This is a genomic window from Elusimicrobiota bacterium (assembly GCA_041658405.1).
Lineage (GTDB): Bacteria > Elusimicrobiota > UBA5214 > JBBAAG01 > JBBAAG01 > JBBAAG01.
The window spans coordinates 78,403-91,102 of the sequence record JBBAAG010000001.1; the positions used below are offsets into that span (position 1 = coordinate 78,403).

The following is a 12,700-nucleotide window of genomic DNA, read 5'->3' on the forward strand; positions in this document are numbered from 1 at the left end:
ATTTTAACAATGAACGGTTTTAAATGCACGGTATGCGGTTATATGTCAATCACAGGTACAGCGCCGGATAAGTGTCCCGTCTGCGGAGCTAGTAAAGATAAGTTTGTCAGCCAAACAATCCAGCGCCCGGTTGATCCCAATAATTTAACGGAAGCTGAGAAAAAACATACTCCTGTTATCATAGTAGAAAAAAAGTGCGGGCTACTCCCCGATAGCGGGTGTACGGATGTACACACAAAAATCGGTGCGATAACGCATCCAATGACACCTGAACATTTTATAGGGTATATCTTGTTTTATGTGGATAAAGAGTACGTCGGGAAAATGTCGTTAGCTCCCGGGAAAACTAATCCCGCTGCGGCAATTCATTTAAAAGTTAATACCGGAACAGTCTCCGTGGTTAACTGGTGTAACCTCCACGGGTACTGGATGGCTGACGCTGCGTTATAAAATAACGCAGGAGTTCCGTTATTTTTGCAATTTCAGTATAAGCTCCGCGACCTTCCGCCGCATTGCGTATAATGTTTCCGGATCATGCGTAAAGTCCGTCAACGTTTTCACAACTTTATCATCCACCGCGAGTGCAGCTTCGATCTCCGCTACGAGTTTAGTGTCAAGTTTACGTTTAGACTTAGCTTTTTCATACAAGTTTCTTAACATATAAAAATACTCATAATCCTCAAGGCCGTCACGTATATTTTCAAACCGTATCGTCGATAACGGCCCCTTAGGACCGGGGCAAAGAATACTGCCGTCACCGTTTGAGGTATCAAAACTTGCGGGGTTCCAGTCGGTATACGGCCCGGATTCAATCGGGTGCGTATTATTCGGCCACCGTGTCATCGCATAGTATAGATATCCGTCAGTTTTGTACTTAAACGACATCGCACCAAGTAAGAGCCGTGCTTCAATCGCGGGGTATTCCACAAACCAGTTGGCATAGGGATGTTTCGGCCCTATACACGTGTACCACCACACTTTCTTACCTTTTGCCCTAACCTTTTCCGCAAGGTCAAGGTTATACTTCGGTGTCAGCGGTACCCAGATATCCACGCAGTCAAGCCCGGTTTCCAGCCCAAATGAATGGTCATACGCAGTTGTCATGGTCGGTACTTCCGGGGCAATAGTTTTGAGGTACCCAAAAATGTCTTTCATAATAGGAAATGTTTCTTTATTAATCTCGTCAAACCCGTAGAAACATATGCGGTCCATAGCGTTTAGACGGCGGAGAACCGGTAGCATTGCTTCATACTCCGATTTAGTTTTTTGCCTGAATTCGTCAGTAAAAACTTTTTTGGGATCATAAATATATTTCAGGTTACACATTGTCATCCCGCGGGGCATAGAGTATTCCAGAATTTCCTGATCCATAAAAGTTCTGCGGTATAAATAGTCCGGGCTCACGCGGTGGTCAAGGATAAACCCGCGGTAGGAAAAGTCTAGTTCTTTAGTCCACGAACTTTTGTATATGTTTTTAACGAAACTATCGTAATAACTGAACGCCGTGGGTAACGACGGCTGCTGGGGTAACTCAAAATTCCAGACGGTTATTTCCAGTCCGAGAACAATACTGCCCTGCCCTTCGGTATTAACCGTGAGTTTGCCTTTGTAAACACCAGCCGGGGTATCCGTCCCCGCGTGAATGTTGACCCAGAAACAACCGGTTTCTTCTTTTTCATAACTCGCTGAGGCCAGAAAGTCGAGGATAGGATCCGGCCACCACCCCACGAAGTCCACTCTGTAATGCCGTGACGGATCCGCTGTGTGTACGTACCCCATAATGCCGGTAGTGATATCTTTCCCGGGCTTAAGCACACTTTTTTTGTCTGCACTCAATAAATCGGATACTGTCACGGACACGTTAACCAGTTTTTCAGTAATCGGTATCACTACTACCTGGAACGCTTCAGATTCATTTTTTGCAAGTTCCACTTTGATATTATCACGGAATTCCGCAGTTACCGGCCGGCTTGAGATAAACACTTTCCGCATTGGCGGTTCGTACCCCACAGCGAACTTCGCGTCGGGATACACGGATAAGGTGTTGACATACAACACCGCTTTCCTGCACTGTAACCCAATAGATTCAAGCCGGGTGATTGCGGTATCCCAGAGTTCACCCGTAAGTTCCTCATAATCCTTCAACCGCTGTTCAATTGACAGTATTTCATCGTCAAGGCCAGAGAGTGACCTCATAACTTTTTCGTACGTCTCAGGAGAGGATTTCTCAAGTTTAGCAGCGTATTGTTTTACGGTATTTAGTTCCGCACGGATACCGTCAACACTGTAAGCCGGGGAGGAAAGTGTCACGGAATACCAAGTACGGTATATAGGGTTCCGCCCTTCATCACGTATCGTAATTTCTATATCCGTCACCTCGTTGGATAATATCCAGTACTTAACCTCTGACCAATAATCGGTAGTGATCAATGGTGTCGGCGGTGTCTTTACCGCCATATTACCCGCTACCTGTGTTACACGGCCACGGAAGCCCGAAGGGAACGGGGTAAAACTAATTACGTTCTTACCCCAATAAGGTTTTGGTACATCGGTTACCTGTACACAAGTGTTTGTACTATTAAATATCAACTGCCCGAACTGGTCCGGTTGGTGGTAGTCCGGGTCAGTTTTTGCCCACATAGTGTAATCCTTACGTTTAACCGCATTTCTTGCGAAGTTACACCAGATATACGATCCCGGGACAGGGGTTGAGGATATACCGATATCGTTAAACGGAAGTTTTAGTTCTGTAATCCAGGAATAGGTTGTACGGGTAACTGCAAGGGTTAATCCCTGTGCATTCCAGGTTTTCCCGCCCTTACCGGTCTCATCGTATACCGTACCGGAAGAGTTTATAACGAAATGATAGTAAGACTGGTAAGTGGATTGTTCCGTAAAAAATAGTTCGATACTTTCATTCTCCCATACATGTCCGTCACGCTTGGCAACTGTAGAAACTATTTTACTTATCTGCGGTTCGTAACACTCAATCCCGGCATATACCGCTTCCGGCGTATAGTACATTTTTACCTTGGTTTGATGGTTAACCCAGTTTTTAGTATTAAACGAAACAAAGCCGGTAATCCACGTAGCCTTACCCCATTGCGGATCATCAAGCATGCCGTCAATTTTTGTATCACCTTCAACCATTGGGATTGCGAGGATATTGTTCAGCGGATACGCGGAGTGCAGGGTTTGGGTTAATCCTGAAATTAACAGTGCGGATAGTACGGTTACCAATACAAGTAACGGTTTTACATTTCTTAACATCATAAAAAAACGGTTCTCCTTTATCTATTTTCTATTAACTTCAACGCTTGACTAATATAATCCGGCACGGATGACGATGGGGTGGGGGGATATACAGTAAGCATACGCCGACATTCTTCAATTGCTGCGGTATATGATATTTTTTTAGGAACTTTACCGAATATTTTATCCGCATTTGATGAGTATATCTTCCTCAAAACTTCTTCCGGGAGGTTAAGCCCGTGCAGGACATACTTCCCAGCTTCCCAACGGTCATCGGATTCCATCAACCGCCGGATATGGAGTATATGGTTCACTGATTTCTCAACGCTAAACTTACCTCCGCGCAAAGCGTTATCACTGCCGAAAACTATGCGTTCGCTGTATTTGACAAACATTTCCCGGGTTGTATCCAAGTTTTTTGCGATATCAAAATACACCCAACTCCCCGGAGTGATATCCATATAAAAATTCGGGTATTCTTCGAATATCCGTGATAACCTCGGGATGTTGTGTGTCATAAAAAACATATGCGCAAAAACGAAATTTACACGGGGATGGCGTTTAACCACGCTTAATGCATCCTGCCACAAAAATTCCAAGGTCGGATAAGTATTGTCGTATACCCATCCTTTGGCTTTCAAATGTTCCGGCGCATTGATGAGGTCCCAGTATATAAGCGGGTCTCCTACGTGCCAGAGAACCGGGAGGTTATTGGTTTCTAACGATTTAAAAAACGGGGTGAATACCGGCGAACCGATTTTGTGTTTATAGCTAACATAATATTCTGGCTTGGATTCAATAAGTTTGACACCATCAAATCCCAGTGCGTGTATCCGTTCCGCCTGGTGTTCCAAGGCTTTCGCTGCAGAAGGTTCGTCCATATCAAACACTTCAACATCATCCGGTGCGCCAAGGCCGTAAACTTTATCCGGATACAACACTTTTGCGGCAAGTACCACGGGGTTAGAGTTCACCCGTGACATTACTTCACTCCCGGGTTTCATATGCCCGAGAGTAAGCATCCCGAACTTTGTTACACCACACGCTGAGGATGATAGTCCGTCAACACAGGTGCGGATGTCCCCGGGTACATCGCAGTGTATATGCGTATCAAAAATATTTGTATTATTTATTTTCATTTGAAATACAGTTTAATAAACTTTTCCGGGCTGTGATACGTACGGTCAACTTTAGCTAATGAAACTGCCAGTTTACCCTCAGAAATATTATGCCCCAGGTTTATGCCCCATACATTCGTTGCGCCTATGGTGTTAATCGGTACCACAAATTCTGTACTCCAGAACTTATCCCCGGTATACGCTGCGGTTTTCCAGCCGGTTGCGTCCCATACAGTGTCATGTGTCTTCCCGCGGGAAGCTGACCTGTCATCAAATACGGTATTATTTGTATTAACTACAATACGATAATACATATTCCCGTCAGCTGAGGGGTCGATATATAGTTCTATACTATCATCTTCCCAGACTTTACCGTCATGTGTGACTGCATCTTTTTTTATGCTATCCTTCACTTTGATATCACACATTACTCCAATGTACAAGTTTTTGTCATCATACGCGAAGTATGCGGTGGTACCATATAGAACAGGCGCGTTATTTACTTCATTAAAATCTGAGACGGTAACAACCGAGGTTGATATCCAAACTTTATCATCGAGACGGCCGTCGAGGATAATACTGCTATCCCCCGGGTTTTTGCTTAACGTCAACGTTTTCTCCTGTGCAGCAGCTATACTCGAACCAGCAGATGATATTTCGTCTCTCATCTGGTAAGTTGTTTGGATATAGAATTCAGGTTTTATGGTTAATGGTATAACAAACTCCTGTTCTTCTTTAATGCCTTCATGATAAATCCGGACATCCGAATGGATGGAATCCACGTTCTTCGGTGAGTTCCATTTTGGCGCTGGTAATTTATCAATGGGAAGCATGTATACTGTCCGTACCTCTATACGGTCTTTGTAAACCTTGAAGTATCTATAGCATACCGAGTTCACCAGTGCACTGGTATTTACCTGATGAAAATTGTTATTGCGGGTATACGCGTTTATATGGTTATGCCCGTTAATGAAAACCACCGGGCGTGTAATGCCTTCCTGTGTAAGCCACTGTGTAAAACTTGCCGGGATAAAGTCCAGCCCGCGTTTTTTCATTGCACCGCCATCACGGCATGATACCGCAGGATAGTGTGTCGCAATAACCACCGGGAGGTTGCTATGTGCCTCCGCGTTTTTTATGATCCAGTCAGTCCATTCCCGCGCATCGGATTTTCTGAACGTAGCACCAATGAAGTATACCCCGGATTTTTCAAATTCGTAGTTAAGCGCAGGTGTGCCAAAAACTATCGCGTAATTCGTTTGTTCCAGCGGTAATGCCACAACAGCTGTACTGGTTGCAACGTCGTGGTTTCCTCCCAGAATGAAGAGTTTGGTGTTAAGTTTTGACATTATTGACTTAAACTTTTCCATACTTTTAACATCGCCGTAGTTCGCAATATCGCCGGTCACTACCACAAAATCAGGGACTGAATGATATGTTTTATTATTTATTGCATTAACAAACATTGTGAGGTACTTAATATTTTCCTGGTACGGGTTCCGTAACGCAGGGTCAGGGTTGTCGTCAGACATTATATGGACATCCGTTATTTGCGCAAATGAACATAACGGCGTTTCTGCTGCTGACTTTACAGGCTTTCCCGCACTGTACGCCTGCGGAGAAAATGTTAGAAAAACCAGTACCGCCATTAATAACCTTAACATTAAAACGCCTCCTGTTTGTTATAATACCTTTTTTAGTAAATAAGTTACAACCTTACCCGGCTGGATAACAACTTCAGCGTCAATACTTTTACCTGCCAGGCAGGAGTACCACAATGATTCTGTATTGTTCTGGTAATCATATTTATACAATGCATACCCGTTACTTTGTTGTAATGAATACTCCGCAGGGTTAATATTAAACTTAACCGAAACTGGTTCATTAACCGCGCAGTTTGTCAAAATAACGCATACCGTATCATCATTTTTGTTATACCACGCAGAAGATTGTATTACCGCCATTTTGTGGGTTAACGTATTAGCCCAGATTTTGCGGGTTACTTCCACCTGCAGGACCGTATCCTCAATCCTTACAGGCATAGCGTACTCACCGGAGACAATATATTTTGATAATGCCCTCCGCGCCTGTGCAAGGGTTTTTAGGTACTCACCTGCCGGGGTGGGTGATGGAAAAAAGAGTTCTGATGGTAGATCCCACGCAAGCTGCGCGCCAAAAGTAAAACATTCCGCTACGCGCGCACGAAAAGATTGGTGATCGCCTTTAAGTTCATGTTCCGCTATGTAATACATTCCGAAAGTAGAGGTGTACCCGCTGTACACCGCGGAAAACAGGGGGGCCATATCGTCACCGCAGCAGTTTACCATTAACTGGTTATCTATAAAATCAATATACGGTTCCGCATTACCTTCGGAAGTAATAAAAAACTGCGGATTTTCTTTTTGTCCATAAGTTTTTACCTGTTCCAGTAACTTACGGTAACTGCGTACCCATGCGTCACGCCCGCCTACAGGATGGGCGTGTGAGGCGTCATAACACAGTTTTGGGGGTGCAATCGCGATCTGGTCAATATAAATACCGTCTATACTGTAGTCTTTAATAAGTTTTTTTACGAGGTTAAGCACAATTTTTCTCCAACCCGGTGCGGTGGGGCACATAACACAGAGTTTACGTTTTGATGCGTAAAGTTCAATACTGACTTCACCGGTACTATCCTTCACGGCAAGAGGTTTGCCTGTGGTTTCAAACTCAGGGTTCTCACTGTCATACAACCGGCCGTTGATATACGGCATCACAGGGATATTGTTATCCTTCAATGTTTTAACTTCACCCGCAAACTCCGCTTTCGCTGGGAAGTAGTGCGGGTACGTATGGTCAAACGGTATCTGATGCCAATAATAGTAGTGGCACGCCAGAGGGATACCCAGGTACTGCGCTTTTTTTACGACATCCGCTGCCTGGGTACGTGTAGGACGAGGGGAGTTAAGCCCGGCGTTTGACCAGATAACGGTATCCAGCATTACCGGTGAATAATCTTTACGTTCATCAATCCTGCCTTTTGAACACCACAGTTGTTTTACCGCCCAGGAACGGTACTCTTTCCCTGCAGTATACCACCCGCCGGAGAGAGGTTTAAGAATAAACGCGTACTCGAGGTTCACCGTTTTTGGCTGGTTAACAAAATCTTTTGGGAAGTTTGTTATCGAATACTTTATTGTATGTTTAACTTTATCAGTCTCAAGGTTGAACTGTTTAATCCCGGCATTCCCGTCACACGCAGCGAGGTATACACTTTTTTCATTGCCTTGTAATGCATCACTATGATCTGTCTGCCCGATAAACTGCATAACATAATGACCCGGATAGTATGGTGATAGGGTTTTATAGCGGTCACATGCATTTTTAATAACACGGCCCCAGCCGTCGCATAAGATAGTTTTTGAATCCTTACCCGCGGATACAGTGATTACCGGGAAATGCAGTTTGTTTAGTTTCCACATACCGTCATCAGGACGGGCAAGTTTTATTTTCCATAAAACATTACCGGCATCGTTGTCGTACTCAAGCCGGACAGTAACGTCAATACTTAACGTTTTACTTTCTTCAAACACTTTCCGCCACTTAAGCGTTACGCTATCCGGCGTATCCTGTTTAAGCGAATACTTACCCGGTAAAAGGTTGGTGAATACAGCTGTAGTTTTAGTTTCAGCATTAACAAATTCTGCATGCCATAACACTGTCCCGGGGATAAAGTTATAGGTTAGTCCCTGAATCCCGGTATTACCCATGTGTTCAATTGACCCGGTCTTATCATTAAATACGTGTAAAAGATTCTGTATCTGTATTTTCATAGTGTCTATATTTTATAAAACCGCGTGTTGTTGTTTCAATACCTGTCTTAACTCTTCCACCCGTGTAATCAACCCGCGGGGGGTAATTTTGTTTTTTATGCATAACGCTGCAGCTGCGCCTGCTGCGTGTCCTACCACCGCAACGATCGGCATTATCCGCATTGCACCCTGTCCCTCCCGGGTAGAGGATATACACCGCCCGGCAATTAGCATATTATCAATTTTCAATGGGACAAGGCAACGGTAGGGTATATGGTAATAATCCCCGGGTTTTGGCCCGCCGGACATAAACGTTTGTGATTCTTCATCATGGAGGTCAATCGGGTAATTCCCGCAGGCAATACCGTCATCAAACTTTTTTGCGTTTATAACATCCTGCCCGGAGAATACGTACTCACCGGTTATCCTCCGTGTTTCACGTACGCCAATCTGCGGAGCGGTAGTCGTGATAAATGAGTTTTTGAACCCCGCAACGTTATCCCTCAAAAAATTCCATACCATCCATGCCTGGTACCGCGCGTCTACCTCCGCGGTGGTTAATCCTTCACCGGTGGAACCATCCAGCCCGGGTACATGCGTGGTATTGAGTTCAACCTCACCCGGGATAAGCGTGGAATAAAAAAATATGTGCTGGTGGATAGGTTTTGGGTAGGTGCCTTCCTCCTGGCCTTTTTTTGTTAGGTCAAAATATCCGGCAATTGATGCACGGGATGCACCTTTTGTTTTGGTTGACCACTTAAAAAACTGTTCCGGTGCTGCAGCTACGTCATCAATAGTTTTGTCAATCTCCACCCCGCCGATACGGAACATCAGCGTCATTGCCTGAAGTTCACCGGTTGGGTGCTTACCTTTTTCATAAGGTACTCCGGAATAGTATGCAACATCACCGTCACCCGTGGCGTCCACCACAATTTTTGGGGTTATAGCAAACAATTTTGATTTCCCTGAAAATATGAGTGCGTCCACCCTGTTATTTTCTACTACAGCATCCACTACCTGTGAATGAAAGACAAGTTGTACTTTTGAGTCAACCAGCATCTCAAGCAGCACCTGTTTCATTCCTTCCGGATGGAATGCGTTTTGTATAATCGCATTCTTTTTTGCCAGCCGGTCAAGGATTTCCTGAAACAATCCGCCGCATAAAGATTTCTCGCCGGATTTCCAGTTCATAAATATACTTACCCCGCCGGCTGTACCGTCACCGCCAAGCATACCCAGGCGTTCTACGAGTAAAGTCTTCGCGCCGGTACGCGCTGCAGCTACTGCTGCGCAAACTCCGGCAATCCCGCCCCCGGTTACCAGTACCTCAGGCGACTGGGTTACTTCCACACTTGTTTTGTACTCAATAGTTTTTGGCATAATAAATGTACTGCGCTCCTCCTTACCTTAAAACTCATAACGCCACAAGTACTACTGCTGTAAAGAAAAATAGCATACTGACAAACCCCGGGACCGTGGGTTTCTCTCCCAGGAATAACATACCAATGATAAACGTAAACGGTATCATACTGGAGGTTAGTAATGCTGCCTGTGATGCTGCGATGTTTTTTAGGGATACCATAAAAAATATTTCTCCGGTGATAAGACATAAACCGGAGATTATACTGTACACCACACCATGTTTTGTGTAGCCCGGTTTTGTGAAATAAGATAATATCAATAATCCGATCACCGCGAAGATAGCTTTATAAAACATTGCATTAAACGGCATGTAGAGAGTTAATACGTATTTAGTAAATACCGTACTTGACCCCCAGGATAATGCAACAAGGACTGCGCCAATCATTGCTACCACCGCGGTAGTAAGTTTGTTGTTACTCTTACTATTGTTTTTCTCTTCCCCGTTCCCGCTGAACATAGTCATAATCACTAACCCGGTAATAACGCAGAGTAGAGCAAGGAAGCTTAACAGCGTAAGTTTTTCATGTAAAAAAAGTACCGCCAGAACAACAGTCCATACCGGTGAGGATGAGGATACCGGCCCGACACGGTGTAGGCTATCAAGTTTGAGAACATAAAAGTATAGTGTTGCACCGACAATCCAGCCGGTAAGGCTTGCCATAAAGATAGGGAATATCATCCGCGGTTCTATCGGCTGAAGCCCTTCGATCCCCAGTGTGGCAATAAAGATTAATACTACAAACACGATAAACCGTATGGTATTGAGTCCCACAGTCGTAGTGTCCCGCATTGCAATCTTACCGAAATACATTGCCAGAGTCCAGAATACCGCGGCTAATATACACAAAATACTGTAGATAAACATATTTACGGCTAACAACTACTTTCTAAAGATAAACCATATCCGCTGATCATATTTGTTTACATTATACAATATCGCGCAATTGCTTGACTTCTTATTTCAAGTATAGTAACATTTTGAGTATTATTTATGACGGATAAAAAAGATCCCAAAACGTGTTTAATACTCATAGTCGATGACGACTCCACAGTTGTAGATTTCTTCAGTACTACAATGGAGATTGAAGGGTTTACTACAGAAATTGCGTTCGACGGCGGTGAAGCTTTGGCAAGTATGCGTAAGTCCAAACCTTCACTCATCCTGCTTGACCTCATGCTCCCAACCAAAGGCGGGTACGAAGTATTACGGGAAATGCAGTCGGATAAAGAACTTAAGGATATCCCGGTAATCGTTATTACCGCTAAGAGTTTGGAAGCTGAATCAAAAAAGTTTTTGGCGGAAGGCGTTAATATCCTTGAAATTATTGAGAAACCGATTAATCCTACCATCCTCGCGCATAAGGTTCATAAAGCTCTTAATACACTGACAATGGAAGATAAAATTATTGAACGCGGGAAAAAACAGCTTGAACAGCTTAACATTAAACCTGAACAGTTAAAGAAAAAGTTATGGGATTACTGAAGGACCGTCTGATACTTGTCGTAGATGACGACCTTATGGTTGCTGACCTGTTCAAACTTACCGTTGAATCCGAAGGCCTCCGTGCGGAGGTTGCTGGTGACGGAAAAATTGCGTTACAAAAAATTGCTGACCTCAAACCCGACCTCGTGATACTAGACCTTATGATGCCCAATATGGGCGGGTACGAGGTACTGCGTAAACTTCAAGCTGATCCTGAACTAAATAAAATGCCGGTGATCGTTGCTACCGCTAAAATAATGGATCCCGGGACTAAGGCGGTGCTCACAGAAGGGGTTAATGTCCCTGAAATTATTGAAAAACCCGTGGATATTGAAGCGTTAATGAAACTTGTCCACCGTATGCTTCCGCAGGAGGGGAGGAAATGAACATATTTACAAAAGTATTTACTAAAAAGTGGGTGCAGATAGTATCAGCAGTTATTGTTTTTATCCTCACCGTCTACACAGTCGTATATTTTGATATAACCTCCCGTGCGAAGGAAGCGTATCTTGAAGCTGAGAAATACCAGGCATGGCATACCGATCCGCAGTTAAAGGTTAAACAACTTGAGGAACAGTATACCACCGAAAAAAAAGCGCTGGAGAAACGGTTAAACCCGTCACTCATCAATACAATCCTCGGGGTGAAGAAACTTACGAAAGAAGAACTTGCGCAGCAGGTTGATGCTATTGAGTTTGAACATACCCGCAGATTAAACGAGTCATCTATCAAGTACGCGTATGTATGGTACCAAACCTGTGTAGAACTATTTTCTCCGCCGGAATCTAAATGGGTAAAACTTTCCCGTGAAAAAATGCCGGCAGCCAAGGAGTTGTGGAAAGCAGAACTCCGTGCGAAGAAAATTCCGTTTGAAGACTATATGCTTGACTGACCTCAGAAAAAGATATGCCGGGATTCCTGAACTTTTTATTCAAAACATTAGTAACCATCCTCTTATTCCCGTTATCGATTGGCGCGGTATACGCACTGGCGCGGGTATTAACCGCTCCGCAGGCACGGAATACCGCCTATTTCTGGTACCTCGCGGGGGGTACACTCGCGTATCCTGTCCTCCAAATCTTTATCCCGAAACCTATGTGGATATACACACTTGCGCATGAGGTTACCCACGCGATTACGTCAATATTATTCGGGGGTAAAGTGTTAAGCATGAAAGTAACCGCCCGGGGGGGTAAGGTGGTGGTAACAAAATCCAATTTTCTGGTAGCCCTGGCACCGTATGTATTCCCGTTCTACGCTGCAATACTTATGCTCCTATGGTATATTCTTACATTAACCTATGGCCCGGAGGTTGGATTGTACTACCACTGGTTTTTACTGGTACTGGGATTACTTACAGGATTCCATCTCACACTTACATGGTACGCCATAAGTCTTGGCCAGACTGACCTAAAGCAAACAGGGGTTATGTTTTCATTATTCTTTGTGTTATTCACTAACTGCGTATTCATAGTGCTGATAATGAAAGCCGCAGCGCCGGGTAGTGTTGATACAAAAACTTTTTTTACAGACCTTGCAGCGTTCCAGGGAACCTTCTGGGTCTATGCGTACATCTACGCCATTAAACTATGGCAGTACATCATACTATTGACACGTTCCCTTACTCAATAATA

Annotated in this window: 11 protein-coding genes; 5 read left to right on the plus strand and 6 right to left on the minus strand. The window is 44.2% G+C overall.

Annotated elements, in window-relative coordinates:
* Positions 1-9: 9 nt before the first annotated feature.
* Positions 10-450: a desulfoferrodoxin family protein gene (locus tag WC955_00345; GenBank protein ID MFA5857494.1), complete on the plus strand. Its 441-nt coding sequence runs from the start codon at positions 10-12 to the stop codon at positions 448-450.
* Positions 451-468: 18 nt separating this feature from the next.
* Here the strand turns inward: WC955_00345 and WC955_00350 are convergent, their stop codons facing one another.
* From WC955_00350 to WC955_00375, 6 genes are read right to left on the minus strand one after another with little or no spacing between them, the layout of a single operon-like run.
* Positions 469-3,273, minus strand: coding sequence for a glycoside hydrolase domain-containing protein (locus tag WC955_00350; protein MFA5857495.1), 2,805 nt, complete (start codon positions 3,271-3,273; stop codon positions 469-471).
* A gap of 17 nt (positions 3,274-3,290) precedes the next feature.
* Positions 3,291-4,391 carry an amidohydrolase family protein gene (locus tag WC955_00355; protein ID MFA5857496.1) on the minus strand — a complete coding sequence of 367 codons (1,101 nt, stop codon included), beginning with the start codon at positions 4,389-4,391 and terminating at the stop codon, positions 3,291-3,293.
* A complete protein-coding gene (locus tag WC955_00360) occupies positions 4,388-6,034 on the minus strand; it encodes a sugar-binding protein (GenBank protein ID MFA5857497.1) in 1,647 nt (548 codons plus the stop codon). The genes WC955_00355 and WC955_00360 overlap by 4 nt, the downstream gene beginning before the upstream one ends.
* A gap of 18 nt (positions 6,035-6,052) precedes the next feature.
* A complete protein-coding gene (locus WC955_00365; GenBank protein ID MFA5857498.1) occupies positions 6,053-8,182 on the minus strand; it encodes a DUF6259 domain-containing protein in 2,130 nt (709 codons plus the stop codon).
* 12 nt (positions 8,183-8,194) lie between these two features.
* Positions 8,195-9,541, minus strand: coding sequence for an FAD-dependent oxidoreductase (locus tag WC955_00370; GenBank protein MFA5857499.1), 1,347 nt, complete (start codon positions 9,539-9,541; stop codon positions 8,195-8,197).
* A gap of 34 nt (positions 9,542-9,575) precedes the next feature.
* Positions 9,576-10,448, minus strand: a complete 873-nt coding sequence (locus WC955_00375; protein ID MFA5857500.1) for a GRP family sugar transporter — start codon at positions 10,446-10,448, stop codon at positions 9,576-9,578.
* A gap of 126 nt (positions 10,449-10,574) precedes the next feature.
* On the opposite strand from WC955_00375, the gene WC955_00380 reads away from it, so the two are divergent.
* From WC955_00380 to WC955_00395, 4 genes are read left to right on the plus strand one after another with little or no spacing between them, the layout of a single operon-like run.
* Positions 10,575-11,066: a response regulator gene (locus WC955_00380; GenBank protein MFA5857501.1), complete on the plus strand. Its 492-nt coding sequence runs from the start codon at positions 10,575-10,577 to the stop codon at positions 11,064-11,066.
* Positions 11,054-11,452 carry a response regulator gene (locus tag WC955_00385; GenBank protein ID MFA5857502.1) on the plus strand — a complete coding sequence of 133 codons (399 nt, stop codon included), beginning with the start codon at positions 11,054-11,056 and terminating at the stop codon, positions 11,450-11,452. Before WC955_00380 ends, WC955_00385 begins: the two co-directional genes overlap by 13 nt.
* Complete coding sequence (locus tag WC955_00390) at positions 11,449-11,958, plus strand: hypothetical protein (protein MFA5857503.1); 510 nt, start codon at positions 11,449-11,451, stop codon at positions 11,956-11,958. The genes WC955_00385 and WC955_00390 overlap by 4 nt, the downstream gene beginning before the upstream one ends.
* Positions 11,959-11,972: 14 nt before the next feature.
* Positions 11,973-12,698 carry a hypothetical protein gene (locus tag WC955_00395; GenBank protein MFA5857504.1) on the plus strand — a complete coding sequence of 242 codons (726 nt, stop codon included), beginning with the start codon at positions 11,973-11,975 and terminating at the stop codon, positions 12,696-12,698.
* Positions 12,699-12,700: the final 2 nt, after the last annotated feature.

Bases quoted from the DNA above. Each gene is read 5' to 3' on its own strand.
- WC955_00375 (MFA5857500.1), bottom strand. From the start codon at position 10,448: ATGTTTATCTACAGTATTTTGTGTATATTAGCCGCGGTATTCTGGACT.
- WC955_00360 (MFA5857497.1), bottom strand. From the start codon at position 6,034: ATGTTAAGGTTATTAATGGCGGTACTGGTTTTTCTAACATTTTCTCCG.
- WC955_00390 (MFA5857503.1), top strand. From the start codon at position 11,449: ATGAACATATTTACAAAAGTATTTACTAAAAAGTGGGTGCAGATAGTA.
- WC955_00345 (MFA5857494.1), top strand. From the start codon at position 10: ATGAACGGTTTTAAATGCACGGTATGCGGTTATATGTCAATCACAGGT.
- WC955_00385 (MFA5857502.1), top strand. From the start codon at position 11,054: ATGGGATTACTGAAGGACCGTCTGATACTTGTCGTAGATGACGACCTT.
- WC955_00350 (MFA5857495.1), bottom strand. From the start codon at position 3,273: ATGATGTTAAGAAATGTAAAACCGTTACTTGTATTGGTAACCGTACTA.
- WC955_00365 (MFA5857498.1), bottom strand. From the start codon at position 8,182: ATGAAAATACAGATACAGAATCTTTTACACGTATTTAATGATAAGACC.
- WC955_00355 (MFA5857496.1), bottom strand. From the start codon at position 4,391: ATGAAAATAAATAATACAAATATTTTTGATACGCATATACACTGCGAT.
- WC955_00370 (MFA5857499.1), bottom strand. From the start codon at position 9,541: ATGCCAAAAACTATTGAGTACAAAACAAGTGTGGAAGTAACCCAGTCG.
- WC955_00395 (MFA5857504.1), top strand. From the start codon at position 11,973: ATGCCGGGATTCCTGAACTTTTTATTCAAAACATTAGTAACCATCCTC.
- WC955_00380 (MFA5857501.1), top strand. From the start codon at position 10,575: ATGACGGATAAAAAAGATCCCAAAACGTGTTTAATACTCATAGTCGAT.